This window comes from Nonomuraea sp. CA-143628, assembly GCF_050942315.1.
GTDB lineage: Bacteria > Actinomycetota > Actinomycetes > Streptosporangiales > Streptosporangiaceae > Nonomuraea.
The window spans coordinates 7,823,368-7,842,318 of the sequence record NZ_CP192072.1 but is presented as its reverse complement, the minus strand read 5'-3'; the positions used below and the strand labels follow the sequence as shown (position 1 = coordinate 7,842,318).

Sequence of the window (18,951 nt, the reverse complement as noted above, 5' to 3'; positions counted from 1 at the left end):
CGCTCAGTCCCGCCGGGAGGGCGAGGAGACCGCCCTGAAGTGGAACGCCAGCCCGACACCCCAGGCGACCAGCGAATACAGCGGCCAGAAGAAGAGCTGCGGGGTGAAGAGCCACCACACCACGACCTGCGCCACATGCGCCACGACGTAGCAGATGGCGTGAACCCGCAGGCCCACCTTCAGCTGATGCTCGCTATTTCTCGATCTCATCTCGACCCGTTCTTCGACGGCCTACCTGCACGACGGCGTCACGCTAGCTCGACGCACTTGACGATGAGGGACCCGGCCATGCAGAGATCGTCAAGTCCCCGGCCCTACGCTGACCGGCGATCAACCTCTGCTGAAGGGTTCCGCATCCATGACGCCCACCCACGGCTATCCGGTCCTCGCCCCGGCGAATCCGCTGCGCGGCGTGGCCGCCGACGCCGCGCGTTGACCACGCTTCTTCCACCGATTCCCCACGAGGACGGGACCTTGCATCAGCGCGCCTACGAAGGCCAGTGCGCCGCCGAAGAGAACCGGCACACCTCCGTGAAGTCGCCCAGCCGCAATCCGAAGCTGACGCTGTTCGCGCTGGCACTGGGCACCTTCGCGATCGGCACCGGCGAGTTCGGCAGCAACGGCATCATCCAGCTCTTCGCATCCGATCTGAACGTGTCGATCCCGGTCGCGACTCACGCGATCACCGCCTACGCCATGGGGGTGGTGATCGGCTCGCCGGCGATCACCCTGCTCGCCGCCAGGGTCAACCGGCGCACACTGCTGCTGGGCATGATCGCCCTGTTCCTGATCGGCAACGGGCTGTCCGCGCTGGCGCCGGACATCGTGCTGCTCGTCGTCTTCCGGTTCGTCGCCGGTAGCGTGCAGGGCGCGTTCTTCGGCGCCGGAGCCGTCGTCGCGGCGTATGTGTACGGCCCGGGCAAGGGTGGCAAGGCATTCGCCACCGTCATGGGAGGACTCACCATCGCCACCGTCGTCGGGTCGCCGCTCGGCACCTTCATCGGCCAGAACGCCGGCTGGCGCACCATGTACTGGGTCGTGGTCGCCATCGGCCTGCTCGCGGGCACCGCCCTGGTGACCTGGCTGCCCCGTACCGATGACCTGCACGGCGGCTCCATCACCGGCGAGCTGCAGGCCGTGCGCCGGCTCAACGTCTGGCTGATGGTCACCGTCGCGGCGCTCGGCATCTCCAGCATCTTCGCCGTCTACACCTTCATCGGCCCGTTCATCACCGACGCGGCGCTGCGGGACGCCTCGCTCATCCCGATCGCGCTCGCCGTCTTCGGCCTCGGCATGGCGGCCGGCAACCACCTCGGCGGACGCGTCGCCGACCGGTACGAGAACCGCGGCCTGATCTGGGGCTACAGCGCTGTCCTGGCGCTGTTGGCGCTGATCGGCGTGGCCGGCGGCAACCTGGTGATCCTGCTGCCCTGCCTGTTCGGGGTCGGCGCGACGATGATGTTCGCGATCCCCACCATCCAGGTGCGGCTGACCGGCTTCGCGCCGGACGCCCCCACCCTGATGGGCGCGCTCAACCTGGCCGCACTCAACCTGGCCAACTCGCTGGGCGCGATCGGCGGCGCCGTCACCCTCAACGCCGGCTGGGGGACTTTGTCCACCGTCTGGGCCGGGTTCGCCCTGACCAGCGCCGGCCTGCTCCTGTACATCGTGACCGTCGCCCGGGTGAAGCCTTCCGTTCCGCTGAGCGGCTCGGCTGGAGCGGAACTCCAGCCGGAGACGCACTCTGACCCCGTGTGATGGCGTGGCCTCGTCCGCTGCCTCAAGCGGCACAGTGACGGAATGGGCTTCGATCGTGCCGTCGGGCTTGGTCTTGGCGTGGCGGAGTTGCGTGCTGGTCCCGTCGGCGGCTAGAGGGGCCCCTTCATCCTGATCCACCGACGTTCAGACATGGACCATTCGCTTGCGCCGGGTGGTCGAGTCGCCTTCTCTCCAAAGTGATCGGCGATGGATATGAAACTTTCATGGCTCTTCGTCCTTTGCAGCGGGAATCGGCGAAAGTTTCGGTGCGCATCATGACCGGCAAAGACCCCTGTAGTGCTGAAGTCAGCGGCCAAATGTGTTTGAAACTTTTCGGGTCTGTCTTGACATGTTTCGGATACATTTCCACACTGAGTCGCCAAGTGACGCCTTGGTGGCGTGCGTTCCGGCGGTGGGCGCGGCGTCGATCCCGTGGGGTGTGTCCCCGCGTGTTCCGTTTCCGTATTTCAGACATGGAGGCTCAGGCATGGGTGCAAACGCCATACCCTCGCCCGGAACCAGGCGGCCCTTGAGCGGCTTACGCTGGTCGATGATCGCCGCTGTCGGCGTGGTCACCGCGGTGATCGTACCGACCATGCCGGCCGGAGCGGCGGCGAGTACGCTCGGCGCGGCCGCCGCGCAGAGCGGGCGCTACTTCGGCGCCGCCATCAGCGCGGGCAAGCTCGGCGACTCGCAGTACACCACCATCGCCGGCCGCGAGTTCAACATGGTGACGGCCGAGAACGAGATGAAGATCGACGCCACCGAGCCCAACCGGGGCCAGTTCAGCTTCACCAACGGCGACCGCATCTACAACTGGGCCGTGCAGAACGGAAAGCGGGTGCGCGGCCACACGCTGGCCTGGCACTCCCAGCAGCCCGGCTGGATGCAGTCGCTGTCGGGCAGCAGCCTGCGCCAGGCCATGATCGACCACATCAACGGCGTCATGGGCCACTACAAAGGCAAGATCTACGCCTGGGACGTGGTCAACGAAGCCTACGCCGACAGCGGAGGCGGGCGGCGCGACTCCAACCTGCAGCGCACCGGCAACGACTGGATCGAGGTGGCCTTCCGCACCGCGCGCGCCGCCGACCCGGCCGCCAAGCTCTGCTACAACGACTACAACATCGACAACTGGACCTGGGCCAAGACACAGGCCGTCTACACCATGGTCCGCGACTTCAAGCAGCGCGGCGTGCCGATCGACTGCGTCGGCCTGCAGTCGCACTTCAACAGCGGCAGCCCCTACAACAGCAACTACCGCACCACCATCTCCAGCTTCGCCGCCCTCGGAGTGGACGTGCAGATCACCGAGCTCGACATCCAAGGCGCCTCCGCCCAGACCTACGCCGCCGTGACCAACGACTGCCTGGCGGTAGCCCGCTGCGCCGGCATCACCGTGTGGGGAGTACGCGACCAGGACTCCTGGCGATCAGGCGACACCCCACTACTGTTCAGCGGCGGCAACAAGAAGCCCGCCTACGACGCGGTCCTCAACGCCCTCAACGCCGCCTCGCCAGGCGGCCCCGACCCCACTCCGACACCGACACCGACGCCGCCCGGCGACAATGGTCAGATCAGGGGTGTGGCCTCCGGTCGCTGCCTGGACGTGCCCAACGCCACCACCACGGATGGCACTCAGGTGCAGTTGTGGGACTGCAACGGCCAGTCCAACCAGCAGTGGAGCTCGACCTCCGCGGGTGAGGTCAAGGTGTACGGCAACAAGTGCCTGGACGCCGCCGGCACCGGGAACGGCGCGAAGGTGCAGATCTACAGCTGCTGGGGCGGCGACAACCAGAAGTGGCGGGTCAACTCCGACGGGACCATCGTCGGCGTGCAGTCGGGGCTGTGCCTGGACGCCGTCGGCGCGGGCACCGGCAACGGCACCCGGATCCAGCTGTACTCCTGCTCGGGCGGCAACAACCAGAAGTGGACCTGGAGCGGACGTTCCTGAAGCCGCGTCGGCAGGCCCGTGGCTTCGCCGCAACCGGTGGCCGGTTGCGGCGAAGCGCGCGAAGGTCTGCGAGCGTCGTCGGGGTTCACACGCCCGTGATGGTCCATTGGTTGTTGGTGCTGTTGTTCGGCGTCCACATGGCCACGGTGGAGCCGGCTGTGCTGTTGCCCATGCCGTCGAGGGCCGTGCCGGTGCCGCGGTTGATGATCTGGTTGCGGCCGTTGCCCGTGCTGTTGAGGCGCCACTGCTGGTTGTTGCCGCCGTCCCACGCCGCCTGCCTGGCGTTGGCTCCGTTGGCGGTGTTGCCCCAGCTGTCGGCGACCATGCCGTTGGCACGGTTGACGATGCGGTACCACCCGCCGCCCAGGTCCACGAGCTGCCACTGCAGGTTGGTGCTGCCGTCCCAGTTCCACTGCTTGAGGTTCGCCCCGGAGGCGACATTCCCGCCGCTGTCCAGCGCCAGGCCGGTGGTCGCGTTGATGATCCGCACGTAGGTCGCCGGCGCGGGGCCGGACCCGGTCACGCGGTACGTACGACCGGCCTGGCCGGTCAATCTGATGACGTCGTTCTCGGGTTTGGCGACGCTGACGGGGTCGCCGGTCGTGGTGTCGACCACCTGGTAGGTCCCGGCGAAGATCCGGCCGCGCACGTTGACCGTCCCGTCACGGTCGAACCTGATGAGGATCTCGGTGGCTCCGCCGGAGCTCCACGTCGCGTCCACGGTGTAGCCGCCGCGCCCTCGAAGACCCTGCGCCTTTCCGCTCGGCCAGGCCGCCGGGAGCGCCGGCAGCACGTGAAGCTCGCCGTTGTGGCTCTGCAGCAGCATCTCGGCGACGCCGGACGTCGCGCCGAAGTTGCCGTCGATCTGGAAGGGCGGGTGCAGGTCGAACATGTTGGGCGCGAGCCGGGCCGTCGTCACGAGGGCGCGGATGAGGTCGTGCGCACGCGTGCCCTCTTCCATCCGCGCCCAGTAGTTGATCTTCCACGCCAGCGACCAGCCCGTACCGTCGTCACCGCGCAGTTCGAGGGTCCGCCGTGCGGCGGTGTACAGCGCGGGAGTGCCGCGCTTGGTGATCTGGTTGCTGGGATGCAGGCCGTAGAGGTGGGAGATGTGCCGGTGGTTCTGCTCGGTCTCGACCCAGTCGTACAGCCACTCCTGGATGTTGCCGCGCGAGCCCACCTTCATCGGCGCGAGCCGGTCCCGGGCGGCCAGGACCTGTGCCCGGAAGCCGGCGTCCGTGCCCAGGAGTTCGCTCGCCTTGGCGCAGCCGTTGAACAGATCCCGCAGGATCTGGTTGTCCATCGTGGGTCCGGCGCAGATGCTGACGCCCGCGTGGTGGGTCAGTTCCGGGGAGTTCGACGGGTTCGTGACCAGATACCCGAGGCTCGGCTCCTGCACGAGGGTGTCCAGGAAGAACTGCGCCGCCCCCTTCATCGCCGGGTAGTACTGCCGGAGGAAATCGAGGTCGCCGGTGAACAGGTAGTGATCCCAGATCATGGTGGACAGCCACGCGCCGCCGGTCTGCCACATGCCCGCCGCGGCGAAGTCGACGACCGACGAGGCTCGCCATCCGTCGGTGTTGTGGTGGGTCACCCAGCCGGAGGCGTTGTACTGCACCCGGGCCGTGCGGGCGCCGGTGACCGTGAGGTCGTTGATCATCCGGAACACCGGCTCGTAGCACTCCGACAGGTTGGTCGTGTCGGTCGGCCAGTAGTTCATGGGCAGGTTGGCGTTGAGGGTGTACTTCGAGTCCCAGGACGGGGTCAGCGAGTCGTTCCAGATGCCCTGCAGGTTGGCGGGCTGGGTGCCCGGACGCGAGGAAGAGATCAGCAGGTAACGGCCGTACTGGAACAGCAACGCCGAGAACTGCGGATCGTTGCTGTTGGCGTGCTGCGCGATCCGTACGTCGGTCGGCTGGTCGGCCGCCGCGGTACGGCCGAGGTCGAGCGTCATGCGCCCGAACAGCCGCTGGTAGTCGGCGACGTGCCGGCCACGCAGGTCGTCGTAGGCCCTGCCGGCGGCGGCGTCGAGATGGCGCCGGGCGATGCCCTGATAGTCGCCGCTGACGTCCTTGTAGTTCACGTAGCCGGAGCCGATGGAGATCAGCACCGTCACGCTGTTGGCGGACCTTACCTGCAAGGTGCCGCCGGAGCTGCTGACACTGCCGCCCTCGGCGACGGCCCGGGCCAGTGCCAGGAACCTGACCTTGCCGGTCAGGCCCCTCTGGTCGCCGGAGATGCCGTCGAGCGCCACCGTCGTGCCGTCCGGGCTGGACCGCGTCGTCCGCTGCGGGCTGCCGAAGGTCGCCGAGAACGTGATCGAGCCGGGCTTGTCGGCGGTCAGGCGGAGGGCGATCACCTGATCCGGCGCGCTCGCGAGCACCTCGCGCCGGTACCGTACGCCGTTCTGCAGGTACGTCACCGTCGTGGTGGCCGTGGTCAGGTCCAGGAGACGGTTGTACTCCGAAACCCCGGCGGCGCTGCCGAAGGTCAGTCGCAGATCGCCCACCGGCTGGTAGGCCAGCTGAGCCGAAGGGTTACCCAGCATGTTCTGGTCGACAAGGGTCTGGGCCTGGCTCCACTGGTTCTGGAAGACCGACTGCCGGATCTGCCCCAGCGCCGCCGCACCCTTCGTGTTGCTCTGGTCGTACGGCCCGCCGGCCCAGATGGTGTCCTCGTTGAGCTGAAGCCGTTCGGTGTCGACGTTGCCGAACACCATGGCGCCCAGGCGACCGTTTCCGATCGGAAGCGCACGCAGCCACTCCGTGCCGGCGCTCTTGTCGTACCAGAGCGCCAGATCGTTCGCGGCGCGCACCTCCGGAGGCGCTACCGACCCGGCCCGGGCCGCGGCCGTCCATTGCAACGGCAACAGCGCGGCTCCGGCTCCGGCCGCGCCGAATCTCAGCACTTGTCTTCGCGATAAATCAGCCATTTTCGGTTCTCCAAGTTCGCGGGGGTCGGCCTCCGTTGGATACGCGCGCCCTGCAGCACGTACGCGCCTGCGTGCTCGTGGCCATCGCCGGGGCGATGAACTCGTCCCGGCGATGGTGCGTGGTCAGCTGTCGCGGGCCGTCAGGCGCGGGCCCACTTCTGGTTGGTTCCTCCGGTGCAGGGCCAGATGCGGGCCTTGGTGCCGTTGGCGGTGCCGCTGACGTCCAGGCACTTGTTCGCCCCGACCGCGGTGATGGTGCCGTCGGCGTTGAGGCGCCACTTCTGGTTGTTCTGACCGTTGCAGTCCCAGATGATCACCGCGGTGCCGTCCGCCGTCCCGGCCCCGTTCACGTCCAGGCACTTGCCGCCGTAGACCCGCAGCTCACCGGAGCTGGTGGCGGCCCACTGCTGGTTGGACTGCCCGTTGCAGTCCCAGATCTGCGCCTGCGCGCCGTTGGCCTGCGAGGCTCCGCTGACGTCCAGGCACCGCCCCGACCCCACACCCTTGAACGCGCCTGTCGCCGGCGGATCAATCGTTGGAGTCGGTGTCGGATTCGGGTCGCCGCCTCCGAACTGCGCGAAGAAGTTCCACACCACTGGCCTGGTCCACGACTTCTCGCCGGGCTCGAAGTCGCCGGGCTTCCCGTCCACGGGACCGGGGGTATGGCCGGCGTCGAACGCCGCCCATGCGACCGGATACCCCGCCCGGCACCCCGAGTAGGAGGTGACGACGTGCGTAAGGCTGCCTTGCGCCGGCTCCGGCGGGTTCTGGGGAGTGCAGCCGTTGTTCCTGACGAACCTGTCACGTAGCGACCGGCCCGCGGAGATGTTGAGCACCGGATCCCTGAGGCCGTGCAGCCCGATGTACGCGATGGGCTCGTTGCCGCCGCTGCACCCGCTGAGCTGCCCGCCGGAGTAGACCGCCACGGCGCGGAAGGTCGTCGCCCTGGTGCACGCGAGCGAGTAGCTCATGCCGCCGCCGTAGCTGAAGCCCATGGCGAAGCGCTGGGAGGTGTCCACACAGAGGTCCGCCTCGATCCGGCGGATCATGTCGTCGACGAAGGTGATGTCCTCACCGCCCGAGTTGGCCCAGCCATTGTTGAAGCCCTGGGGCGCGACGAAGATCGCGGTGTTGTTCGACAATGCCCTGAGCCCGTAATAGGACCAGGGGTACCCACTGGTTCCGCCCCCGTCGACATCGTTGGCGGTGCCGCCATTCCAGTGGAATCCGAAGATCAACCGGTAAGGGGTGGTGTTGTTGTAATTGTCTGGAATTCTCAGGATATAGCTGCGGTTTTTCCCGCTGGTCGTAATCGACTGCGGACCGCTTCTCAGCGTCGGGGCCTTGCCGCATCCGGCGGTGCCCGCGAGAGCGCTCTGTTGTGCGAGGGGCGGAGGCGCGGTGTCGCCCAGCGCCGTATGCACCGTGGCCAGGGCGACGAGCAGTACAGCGGAAGCGATGGCGGTGAAGAGGTATCCAAGCCTCGACATCACGCAAATTCCTTTCCCTTTTTTTGGGTGGGCACACGTAAAAGGGAAGCTACTTCTACCACCTTTTCTGGGGGGTGAGGGCATTGGCGGCCGGCCGGTCGAGTTCTTGAGGTGTTAGCGCTCACTCAACGCCGCCGTAATGGGATCTCCTTTCTTCCTGGCGGCAAGAGATGATGGTGCAGCGGAGCAAATATGACCGTGACAAGACCTGTCAAGGATCGGCCTTCTCGACATTGAGGGCCCGCGCCCGAGATGACCCCGTCGCTCCGGCGCCTGACCAGGAGAAGCGACCGTGGTCGCCGCTGACGCGCCGCGATGAAACTTTCACAGCCCTCGATCGAATCGATTCCGAGGACGCGAACGGGCGTTAACGCTCCAGCCGTACGGGGTCGGCCGTTCCGCTGCGGCGGACGATCCAGGCCTCGGTGATGTGATTGAACATCGCCTCGGCGGCACCCGCGGGATCGTGGGCGGCGATGCGTTCGTAGACGCGGCGGTGGCCGAGGTTCGACGCCACGCACAAGGCCCGCTCGGTCCGGCCCATGTACCGGGCGGTGTTGATGACCTGGCTTTCCATCGCCCGTACGACGCCTCGGGCGATGCGGTTTCCCGACGCCCGCATGATCGTGTCGTGGAAGGCGCGGTCGCTTTCGGCGTAGGTGACCGGGTCGGCCACGAGCTCGTCCATCCGATCCACCAGCGCGCGCAACTGCTCGATGGTGTCCGGCTCGGCCAGGCGGGCGGCGACGTTGGCCATGTCGGACTCCAGCACGCGCCGCGTGACGACGAGGTCGTCGAGGATCGCCAGACTCTCGTCCGCGGCGATGGCCGCGCCGAGGACGAGTTCGTCGAGCATGTCCCACATCACCGGAGGGGTCACCATGGTGCCGGAACCCTGACGGACCCGTACCAGTCCCTTGTCCTGCAGGACTTTCACCGCCTCCCGGACGACGGTGCGGCTCACGGAGAAGGCTTCGCACAGCGCGGGCTCGGTGGGCAGCGGCGTCCCCGGCGGGTGTACGCCGCGAACGATGCGCTCCACCAGCTCGGCGGTCACCGCTCTGGCGAGGCTGGCCGGCCGCTGGGCCCAGGCCGGTGGTGCCGGGACAGCGCTGCCCGTTTCCTGCGATGCCGTCATATCCCCCTCCGGTGACCTGGCAAGGACAGCGCGACCGCAGCAGTCTACATGTCCCTCTTGACCGTAATACGTCATACGAATTATGTTTCGCGAGGACGGTCGGCCGCTCTCGGAGGGTGAACAGCTATGAAGCAGCGGGCGTTATGGTCGGTCCTGCTTGCCGCGGGACTGGCCGTGGCCGGCTGCGGGAGTGCGGCGCGGACGGAGTCCCCGTCCGGCGGAGACTCGCAGTCCAAGCCGCGGAAGCTCGTGGTGTGGGACTGGAAGTCCGGCGAACCGGCGGCGGCCACCTACATCGAGAAAGCGAAGGCCGACTTCGCCAAGCGGCATCCCGGCGTCAGCGTCGAGTTCGTCGCCCAGCCCTTCGACCAGTACTACACCTTGCTCGGCACGGTCATTCAGGCCGGCAAGGGACCCGACGTCATGCTGTTCAACGGGGGCGGACAGCTCCGCGATCGGGTCGCCGCGCTTCGTCCGCTGGACCAGTACGTGAGCGACGACAAGAGCCGGTTGGCGGGCTGGGACGCCTTCAGCAAGGACGGCAAGACCTATGCCGCGCCGGTGACCCTGCAGGGACACCCGATCTACTACAACAAGGCGCTCTACGAGAAAGCCGGTCTCGACCCGGCGAAGCCGCCCAAGACCTGGGACGAGTTGGTCAGCGGCTGCGCCGCCATCAAGAAGGCGACGGGAGCCGCGTGCTTCGCGCTCGGCAACAAGGAAGGCATCGGCATCCAGTTCTTCATGTCAGGCCTCGGCTCCGGCATCTTGACGCCTCAGGAGTACGACAACTGGATCGCCGGGAAGCGTGACTGGACCTCCCCCCACGTGAAGCGGATCTTCGACCTGTGGAAGGACGCCGGCGACAAAGGGCTGAACAACGACGGCGCCAACTCCACCGCGATGTTCACCGACATCTTCAGGGTCTTCGAGACCGGTAAGGCCGCGCACATCATCGGGCTGATGTCGGACGTCGGGCACTGGAAGGACTTCGCCGAGTTCCTGCCGCCCGGCAAGATCGGCGTCATGCCGGCCCCGGTCGTCACCGAGGGGGCCGGCCCCAGCCTTCCGTACGACGGCGGCATCGGCTACGCCGTCGCCAAGTGGACGAAGGACCCGAAGCTGGCCGCCGACCTGGTGCGATCCCTGACCTCGACCGACGCCTTGGCCGCGTTCTACGCCAAGGCCGGCGCGATCGCGTCCGACACGACGATCGACGTCTCTCAGGCGGGCCCGGCCGTCGCCGCGATCGTGCCCGAGATCAAGACCGGTAAGCCCGCCCTGCATGTCGCGCTGTCCTCCAAGACCCTGGACCTGATGGGAAGACTGTCCCAGCAGCTCCTGAGTGGTTCGACCACTGTGGACAAGGCTGTGGAGCAGCTGGCCGCCTCCGACCGGGCGGGCTGACCGGGTGCCTGTCGGAGGTCCGTCGCCGTTGGTCCGCCCGGCCGGCTCCGGGCGAGACGGCGCGGCGACCGTCACGCACCGGGGCGCCCGTACCACCCGTAGGGCGCGCGCCGAGCGCCTCGCCCCCTACGTCCTAGTGGCGCCGGCCGTACTGATCATCGTGGTGCTGCGGCTGTGGCCGTTGGTCCTGGGGGTCAACTTCTCCTTCACGGGTGACGGAGAGCTCAACGGAACCCCTGTCGGCCTGGGCAACTACCTGGAGCTGGCCGGTGACCCGTTGTTCCGCACCTCGCTGGCCAATGTCGGGCTGCTGGTGCTGCTGCTTCCCGTGGCGGTGGCGATTCCGGGTCTGCTCGCGACCTTCATCTATCTGCGGGTGCCCGGTCACCGGGTCTACCGCAGTGTCTACTTCTTTCCGGCCGTGCTCTCACCGGTGATCGTCGGTGCGATCTTCAACCTCATGCTCGGGTTCGACGGCCCGTTGAACGCCGTCCTCGGGGCGGTCGGCGTCGGCCCGATCGACTGGCTCGGCGATCCGGGCATCGCCATGTTCACGGTTGCCGGCGTGCACATATGGGCGACGTTCGGGATGGCTCTGGTGGTGTTCCTCGCCGGGTTCAGCACCCTGGACGCCTCGCTGCTGGACGCCGCCCGCGTGGACGGCGCCTCGCTCGGCCAGATCATCTGGCACGTGATCATCCCGAGCCTGACGCGCACCATTCAGTTCGTCTTCGTGACCACGATGATCGGGATGCTGACGTCCATGTTCGGCCTGCTCTTCGTGATGACCGGCGGGGGGCCGGAGGGTTCGACCTACCTGCCGGAGTTCTACATCTGGCACCAGCAGGGACAGCTGAACCAGCCGGCGCTCGCCTCGGCCGCCTCGACGGTTCTCTTCGTCGTCATGCTCGTGGTGGGGCTCTCGCAGATCACTCTGCTCCGGCGCGCGGGGAGGCAGGACTGATGCCCGGCCGGCGTCCGGCCAGGTGGGTGGCCGCTGTCTCCATGGCGGTGCTCGCGCTGGCGACGATCTATCCCCTCGTGTTCACCGCCAACGTCGCGATGAAGACCCGCCGCGACTACATCCTCGACCGGTTCTCCCCGGCGGGCTCCCTGCGCTGGGACAACCTCGCCGAGGCGTGGGCCGGCGCCGGAATGGCGCGATACTTCGTCAACTCGGTCATCGTCGTGGCATTCGCCGTGGCCCTGCTGCTGCTGTTGGGTTCGATGGCGGGCTTCGCGCTGAGTCAACTGCGCTTCCGCGGATCCTCGGCGATCTTCCTGGGCTGTCTGGCGGGGCTGTTCATCCCCTTCCAGGTGATCATGGTGCCGCTCACCAGGGTCATGGCCGACAGCGGGCTCATCGACACCTATCCGGGGCTGATCCTGGCCTACGTCGCGCAGTTCCTGCCGTTCACCGTCTTCCTGATGACGAGCCACTACCGGACCATTCCGGTGGAGATCGTCGACGCGGCCAGGATCGACGGGAACACGGTGTACGGCGTGTACCGGCGGATCATGCTTCCACTGGGCGTTCCGGCGCTGCTGTCGGTCGGCATTCTCGACGCCTTGTTCTGCTGGAACGACGTGCTCATCTCCCTGCTCATGATGCCGTCGCCCGAGCATCGCACCCTCATGATCGGGGTCAACGCGCTGCGCGGACAGTATTCCGATGACATTCCCACCTTCGCCTCGGGGGTCCTGATCGCCGCGATACCCGTGCTCATGATCTATCTGTTCCTCCAGCGCCAGATCGCCGACGGTGTCACCGCCGGTTCCACGAAGGGCTGACATGCGGATCACGGGGTATCGGACCATGACGACGGTCCAGGAATGGGGCCGTCCCGTCGGTGACGCCAACGGCGTCTTCGCCGACGGCGTCGTCTCGGTGCCGCTCGTCATGGTGGACACCGACGAGGGGATCACCGGCATCGGCCTCGGGCCGCACGTCGAGATCGACGCCGTGTTCGCCGCGATCGAGGGCGAGGATCCACGCGGCGTGACGGCACTGTACGACCGCATGCTGCGGCAGACGTTCAAGGCGGGCCACGCGGGAGCCGTGTTCGGCACGATCGGCGCGCTCGACACCGCCCTGTGGGACATCAAGGCACAGGCGGCCGGTGAACCGCTCTGGCGGCTGCTGGGCGGACGCGACCGGCGAGTCCCCGCCTACGCCTCAGGCCTCGACATCGGCCTGACCGACGACGAACTCGTCTCGGTCTACGGGATCTACGCCCAGCACGGCCTGCGCGCGGCCAAGATCAAGGGCGGCCTCGACATCGACCGCGACCGGCACCGCCTGACAGTGGTACGGGACGTGCTGAGCGAGGTCCGGCACGGATCGAGGCCGGGCCTGATGCTCGACGTGAACGAGGCCTGGACCCGCAAGCAGGCGGTCCGGCACGTCTGCGAGCTGGAGCGCACCCTGGACCTCACCTGGATCGAAGAGCCGGTCCGGCGGTGGGACTCCGAAGGACTGGCCGTCGTCGGTCGCGGGATCCGCGCCTCCGTCGCCACGGGGGAGAACCTCACCGGGCTCGAGCAGTTCCGTCCGCTGCTGGCCGCGGGGGCCGTCGACATCGTCCAGACGGCCGCGGTCTGGGGGGTGACGCACTTCCTGCGGGTGTCGGCCCTCGCGCACGCCCATGACCTTCCGGTCAGTCCGATCGGGACCACTCCGGTCGCGCTGCTGCACGCCGCGACGTCGGTGCCGAACCACCTGGTCAGCGAGTTGCAGGACCTGCACTCGCCGCTCGGACTGTCGCTCGGCACGTACGTCGAGGACGGCGCCTTCATCCTCGGAGACTCGCCGGGCCTCGGCATCACGATCGACGAGCACGCGATCAACGCGTTCACCCGCCGACCGGACGCCAGGGCCGCAGGAGGCCCCAACATCCGGCCGGAGCACGCCGGACGACGGCTGCTGGAGGTCACCGGTGGCTTCCATCAGACCTAGTGTCATGTGCCCCTCGCCGGGTGGCGTCCGGGTTTGCCGACGGTTTCGTGAGACCGGGTCAGCGGTAGCCGGCGGCGATGATGTCGGTCTGGACGGCGTTCTCGGTGGCGTCGGTGGGATAGCCGGCGATCATGGCTCCTTCGTAGAAGGTTCCGGCGCTGAGATTGGCGCCGCCATCGGGCTTGCAGCAGTCGCCGCCGCTGCCCAAGATGATGGCCCCCTGCTTCTTCATCGGGCTGTAGCCGTTGGGGAGCGACCCGTCGTACAGCGTGTACAGGCTGCCGGACTGCGCGTTGCCGCCCTTGATGGCGAACCGGCTGGTGCCGTTGTTCTTCAGCGTGGCGGTGACGAACTTGTGGGGGAGTGCCCGCTGGTTGGGGTTCCACGACTGGCTGCCGCCGGGGTACAGACCCCATTCCAGGTCGGCCTGGACCCAGGGGCCGGTCCCGGAGCAGCCGCCGAACCAGCATTGGGTGCTGAAGTTGATGGCGTCCATGGCGCCGGCGGCGTCGGCCTTCCTGGTCGTCTCGCTGTTGCCGTAGTCGAAGCAGCAGCCGCCGTTGACGTGGGTGCCGCTGGTGACCATGTACATGCCCTCGGGCGCGCTGCCGGTGGGCACACCGGTCAGGTGGCCGTCCCGCCAGTAGCTGTTGCCGGGGTTGATGTAGAGCGAGTACGCCTTGCCGCCGCCGACGGTGAGCGACTCGGTGGTCGCGATCGCGGGCCTGCTCTGCGGGGAGCCGGGGACCACGCTGGATCCCTGGTACCACAGGTCGTTGCCCCGCCCGGACTGGTCGTACACGACGGTCATGACGCACGTGGTGCCGGTGCAGAACGAGTCCTGGGCCGCGGCGTCGGCGACACCACCCGCGGTCAGCACGCCGATGTTCCTGGTCGTGTTGTCGGAGGAGCGCCTGACCTGGTAAAGGTTGCCGCTGTACGAGCCGTAGAGTGCCCGTGTCGTGCTGTGCGCGGCCACGCACGGCGTGCCGCCGGAGGCGTAGATGTCGCACGGGCGCGCGCCGGGCGGCTGCGGGGTCGGCGTCGGTGTGGGCTCGGTTCTTGTGGTCCATTGCTGGTTGGTGCCGCCATGGCACGCCCAGATCTGCACCTTGGTGCCGTTGGCGGTGCCGGCTCCGGAGACGTCCAGGCACTTGTTCGCGCCGACCGCGGTGATGGTGCCGTCGGCGTTGAGGCGCCATTTCTGGTTGTTCTGACCGTTGCAGTCCCAGATGATCACACTGGTGCCGTCGGCGGTGCCGGCGCCGTAAACGTCGAGGCACTTGCCGCCGTAGACCCGCAGCTCACCGGAGCTGGTGGAGGTCCACTGCTGGCTGGCCTGCCCGTTGCAGTCCCAGATCTGGGTCTGCGCGCTGTTCGTCTGCGAGGCTCCGCTGACGTTCAGGCACCGCCCCGACCCCACGCCCATCAGTGGCGTGGTCGCTGCCGAGGCCGGTGCTGACCAGGTCAGGGCGGCGGCCAAGAGGGTCGCCAGCGCCGTCAACACAGCCGCGAGGACGGCTGCCCGAGAGCCCGATAAGGGAACGGATGAAGGCTGCATGTCGTACTCCTTGGAAGTAGCGCGCTCGGAGGCCGGTGCGAATCGATTCGCCACGTACGGTTCACTGAGGAGGGGGGAGGCAGCGGTGTACGGCGAAGCACATACGACGGGCGGACGGCCTGTCAAGGCTCCGTCCTGTCCGGCTGCCTGCCGGAACCCCTGCCCGGCGGCACTCATCGGCGACGCTCGTGGTCGGGCTCGATGAAACGTTCATCCACCGCCGGCTCACGTCGGTTCCCGGCTGGGCGAACCGGTTCGGCCGGCCGGGTCACTGGGATGAGAAGAGGCGCTGCTGGATCTCTCTCCGGTAGTCGTCGAGGGTGTTGTCGATGTGCGTGGCCGCGGCTTGGGCGGCGGCTTCCGAGTCGCCGGCGCGGATGGCCTGGTAGATGGCGTCGTGCTCCTCGACGGCCTTGGCGGCGTGCCCGCCCACCGAGCCGCGCAGCCCGATGAGGTTGGACTGCGCCTGAAGCCTGCGGGCCTCTCGCACCGCCACCTGGAGGAACATGTTGTGCGAGGCCGTGGCGATGGCGGTGTGGAAGGTGTCGTCGCCCTCGTTGAACAGGTCTTCTTGTCCGGTCTCGAAGCCGTGGCGGCACAAGCCGGCCGCCTCCTCGATGGCCCTCAGCTCCGCGGGGGTGGCGCGGCGGGCGGCCAGCCTGCTGGTCTCCATCTCCTGCGCCCGGCGGAACTCGAACAGCATGTAGACGTGGTCGAGGTCGGTCGGGAGGAAGAAGGAGGCCCAGCGCCCGGTGCCGAGCATCCCCTCGTCATCGGCCACGTACAGGCCGCGGCCCTTCTGGGCGCGTACCCGGCCGAGCGCGGAGAGTATCTTCACCGCCTCGCGTACGACTGTGCGGCTGGTGCCCAGTTGCCGGGCCAGCTCGATCTCGGTCGGCATGCGGTCGCCCGGACGCAGGCCGAGCCGGACGATGAATTCAAGTACCTGCTCGGCGGCCACCTCGTAACCCGGCCGGTATCCGCTCTCACGCGGGGTGTCGGTCACCGTGCTTCCTCCTCGCCGTTCTCTGCAAAGTATGACTGATGAGGGTGTTCTCCCACGCTCCTGATTAGTACGACACATATGAACGGTTCATGCAGGGCCGAGTGGCGCGGTCGTCTGCAATGGCGGGTATAGCCGCTGGTCGAAGATGAGAATCGGCTAACTGTGGCCATGGCTTGGGTGTGCAAATGCCGAAATAAGCAGGCTTAAGGTCTTGACGGGTATCAATACTCACCACGTAATGAGAAGCGAAGACCCTCAGAAAGGTGTCACCTGCCTGAGCAGCAGGGCGTGATCTGGCCACACCCGTACCCCCCAAAGGAACCACTGTGCAGTCATTTTCGCCCGTCACGGCGCTGAGACCGGTTCTGATCGGCATCCTCGCCGCTGCGCTGGCCGCGGCGTTCGCGCTCGTCGCCCCCGCCACCCCGGCCCTAGCGGCCACCACGACCCTCTACGTGTCACCCGCCGGCACGGGCACCGCCTGCACGTCCGCCCAGCCGTGCTCGCCGGCCGCGGCGCAGACGGCGGTACGTTCGCTGAACGGCGCCATGTCCGGGGACATCGTCGTCGAACTGGCCGACGGGGTGTACCGGCTCTCCGCGCCGCTCCGGCTGACCGCCGCCGATTCCGGAAACAACGGCTACACCGTCAAATGGCAGGCCGCGGCGGGCGCCCATCCTGTCATCAGCGGAGCCAGGGCGGTCGCCGGATGGACCGTGGCCGATTCGGGGAAGAACATCTGGCGCGCCGACGTCGGCTCGGGGATCGACACCCGGCAGCTCTACGTCGACGGCGCCATCGCCACGCGCGCGCGTACGGCCGTGAACCGGTCGGACTTCACCGCGAGCGGCACCGGCCTGAGGTTCGGCAGCAGCGCGCTGAACTATCTGAACACCCTGGCCAACCAGAACCGGGTCGAGATGGAGAGCGTGGGCTCGTTCACGGACCGCTACGTGACGGTGCAGAGCATCAGCGGGAACTTCGTCACGATGCGGCAGCCCGGCTGGAACAACAACACCTTCGGGTACGACACCTTCACGCAGCCGCACCGGGCGGGTCCGCTGTACCTGGAGAACGCCTACGAGTTCCTGGACGCACCGGGGGAGTGGTACGTCAACCCCGGGACCGGCGTCCTGTACTACATCCCGGCCGCCGGGCAGAACATGAGCAACATCAGCGTCGAGCTGCCGATTCTCCAGTCCCTGGTGAATGTCGGAGGCTCCTACGACGCGCCCGCGCACCACATCACGTTCAGCGGGATCACGTTCACCGGCACGTCCTGGCTCGGACCCAGCGGCGACCAGGGCTACGCGGACCAGCAGACCGGCGCCTACATCGCGGGCAGCTGGAACTGGCCCGCCGACAGGCTGACCTCCTGCCAGGAGGGGTGCCGGCAGTTCGAGGCCGCGCGGCCGAACTGGTATCAGATGCCGGCGGCCGTCCAGGTGTCCGCGGCCAACAACATCGCCTTCATCGACTCCCGGTTCGTCAACCTCGGTCAGACGGCCGTGGGCATCGGCAACGACGCCAACGCGCACGCCAGCGGTGTCGGCCTGGGCGCCGCCGACATCACGGTCACCCGGTCCGAGATCGCCCAGAGCGCGGCCGGCGGCATCGTGGTCGGTGGCGTGCGCGCCGACGCGCACCACCCCAGTGACCAGCGGATGGTCAACCGGAACATCACCGTCAGCGACAACCGCGTCCACGACCTCGGCCTGGACTACCGGGGCATCGTCTCGGTCCTGACCACCTACGTCACCAACACCGACGTGTCACACAACGAGGTCTACAACCTGCCGTACACCGGCATGTCGATCGGGTACGGCTGGGGCGCCAACGAGCCGGGCGGCAGCAACCAGTACGCCAACCGCGGCCTGTACAACTACCAGCCGCGCTACACCACTCCCACCACCGCGTCCGGCAACAAGCTCATCGGCAACTACGTGCACGACGTCATGCGGCAGATGACCGACGGGGGCTGTATCTACACGCTGTCGTGGAACCCGAACGCGGTGATCAGCGGCAACCACTGCCTGCGAACCAACGGCTGGTTCGGGATCTACTTCGACGAGGGCTCCAAGTACTACACCGTCACCGGCAACGTGCTCTCGAACACCGGCACCTGGGCCACCGCCAACTACTGGGGCGGCGAGAACATGGGGAACTTCACCCTCACCGGCAACTGGTCGACCAACGGCAGCACCAACGTGACCAACGGCGACCGCGGCAATGTGGTGAACAACAATGTCACCGTCACCAACGGCGCCTGGCCCGCGGGCGCCCAGGCCGTGATGGCGTCCGCCGGGCCCCAGGGCTCGCCGCCGGGGAGCACGAGTGCTCTCAAGGGTGTGGGGTCTGGTCGGTGCCTGGACGTCAGCGGAGCCTCGCAGGCCAATGGCGCGCAGGCGCAGATCTGGGACTGCAACGGGCAGGCCAACCAGCAGTGGACGTCGACCGCCGCGGGTGAGCTGCGGGTCTATGGCGGTAAGTGCCTGGACGTGAACGGGGCCGGGACGGCGGACGGCACCGCGGTGATCATCTGGGATTGCAACGGTCAGAGCAACCAGAAGTGGCGCCTCAACGCCGACGGCACCATCACCGCAGTCGGCGCGAACAAGTGCCTGGACGTCAGCGGCACCGCCAACGGCACCAAGGCCCGCATCTGGCCCTGCACCGGAGGAACCAACCAGAAGTGGGCCCGCGCCTGACACCGTCTCGCGGCGCCCAACTCTCGGGGACGACAAGCGCT

Annotated in this window: 13 protein-coding genes; 7 read left to right on the top strand and 6 right to left on the bottom strand. The window is 67.7% G+C overall.

Annotated elements, in window-relative coordinates:
* Positions 1–3: 3 nt before the first annotated feature.
* The gene (locus ACQP2T_RS35775) at positions 4–210 is read right to left on the bottom strand and encodes a 2TM domain-containing protein (RefSeq protein WP_433509310.1); all 207 of its coding nucleotides are present in this window, start codon (positions 208–210) and stop codon (positions 4–6) included.
* 264 nt (positions 211–474) lie between these two features.
* On the opposite strand from ACQP2T_RS35775, the gene ACQP2T_RS35770 reads away from it, so the two are divergent.
* A complete protein-coding gene (locus ACQP2T_RS35770; RefSeq protein WP_433509309.1) occupies positions 475–1,758 on the top strand; it encodes an MFS transporter in 1,284 nt (427 codons plus the stop codon).
* Positions 1,759–2,308: 550 nt separating this feature from the next.
* The gene (locus ACQP2T_RS35765; RefSeq protein ID WP_433509308.1) at positions 2,309–3,712 is read left to right on the top strand and encodes an endo-1,4-beta-xylanase; all 1,404 of its coding nucleotides are present in this window, start codon (positions 2,309–2,311) and stop codon (positions 3,710–3,712) included.
* 85 nt (positions 3,713–3,797) lie between these two features.
* Here ACQP2T_RS35765 and ACQP2T_RS35760 read toward each other — a convergent pair whose 3' ends face one another.
* The 3 genes from ACQP2T_RS35760 to ACQP2T_RS35750 all read right to left on the bottom strand — a co-directional run bounded on the left by ACQP2T_RS35760 (position 3,798) and on the right by ACQP2T_RS35750 (position 9,272).
* On the bottom strand, positions 3,798–6,620 hold the full coding sequence (locus tag ACQP2T_RS35760) for a glycosyl hydrolase family 95 catalytic domain-containing protein (RefSeq protein ID WP_433509307.1): 2,823 nt from the start codon (positions 6,618–6,620) through the stop codon (positions 3,798–3,800).
* A gap of 164 nt (positions 6,621–6,784) precedes the next feature.
* Complete coding sequence (locus tag ACQP2T_RS35755; protein WP_433509306.1) at positions 6,785–8,134, bottom strand: RICIN domain-containing protein; 1,350 nt, start codon at positions 8,132–8,134, stop codon at positions 6,785–6,787.
* 367 nt (positions 8,135–8,501) lie between these two features.
* Positions 8,502–9,272: a FadR/GntR family transcriptional regulator gene (locus tag ACQP2T_RS35750; RefSeq protein ID WP_433509305.1), complete on the bottom strand. Its 771-nt coding sequence runs from the start codon at positions 9,270–9,272 to the stop codon at positions 8,502–8,504.
* Between the two features lie 126 nt (positions 9,273–9,398).
* Between ACQP2T_RS35750 and ACQP2T_RS35745 the strand changes: the two genes are divergently transcribed.
* Genes ACQP2T_RS35745 through ACQP2T_RS35730 form a run of 4 tightly spaced genes read left to right on the top strand, consistent with a single transcriptional unit; the run spans position 9,399 to position 13,635 of the window.
* Positions 9,399–10,679 carry an ABC transporter substrate-binding protein gene (locus ACQP2T_RS35745; protein WP_433509304.1) on the top strand — a complete coding sequence of 427 codons (1,281 nt, stop codon included), beginning with the start codon at positions 9,399–9,401 and terminating at the stop codon, positions 10,677–10,679.
* Between the two features lie 28 nt (positions 10,680–10,707).
* Positions 10,708–11,643 carry a carbohydrate ABC transporter permease gene (locus tag ACQP2T_RS35740; RefSeq protein ID WP_433509303.1) on the top strand — a complete coding sequence of 312 codons (936 nt, stop codon included), beginning with the start codon at positions 10,708–10,710 and terminating at the stop codon, positions 11,641–11,643.
* A complete protein-coding gene (locus ACQP2T_RS35735) occupies positions 11,643–12,470 on the top strand; it encodes a carbohydrate ABC transporter permease (RefSeq protein WP_433509302.1) in 828 nt (275 codons plus the stop codon). Before ACQP2T_RS35740 ends, ACQP2T_RS35735 begins: the two co-directional genes overlap by 1 nt.
* A 25-nt stretch (positions 12,471–12,495) precedes the next feature.
* Positions 12,496–13,635: a mandelate racemase/muconate lactonizing enzyme family protein gene (locus tag ACQP2T_RS35730; RefSeq protein ID WP_433509301.1), complete on the top strand. Its 1,140-nt coding sequence runs from the start codon at positions 12,496–12,498 to the stop codon at positions 13,633–13,635.
* Between the two features lie 58 nt (positions 13,636–13,693).
* On the opposite strand, the gene ACQP2T_RS35725 is transcribed toward ACQP2T_RS35730, so the two are convergent.
* Together ACQP2T_RS35725 and ACQP2T_RS35720 are read right to left on the bottom strand one after the other, a co-directional pair.
* Positions 13,694–15,142, bottom strand: coding sequence for an arabinofuranosidase catalytic domain-containing protein (locus ACQP2T_RS35725; RefSeq protein WP_433509300.1), 1,449 nt, complete (start codon positions 15,140–15,142; stop codon positions 13,694–13,696).
* Between the two features lie 322 nt (positions 15,143–15,464).
* Positions 15,465–16,202 carry a FadR/GntR family transcriptional regulator gene (locus ACQP2T_RS35720; protein ID WP_433509299.1) on the bottom strand — a complete coding sequence of 246 codons (738 nt, stop codon included), beginning with the start codon at positions 16,200–16,202 and terminating at the stop codon, positions 15,465–15,467.
* A 326-nt stretch (positions 16,203–16,528) separates the two neighbouring features.
* Here ACQP2T_RS35720 and ACQP2T_RS35715 point away from each other — a divergent pair, with 326 nt between their 5' ends.
* Positions 16,529–18,910, top strand: coding sequence for an RICIN domain-containing protein (locus tag ACQP2T_RS35715; protein WP_433509298.1), 2,382 nt, complete (start codon positions 16,529–16,531; stop codon positions 18,908–18,910).
* Positions 18,911–18,951: the final 41 nt, after the last annotated feature.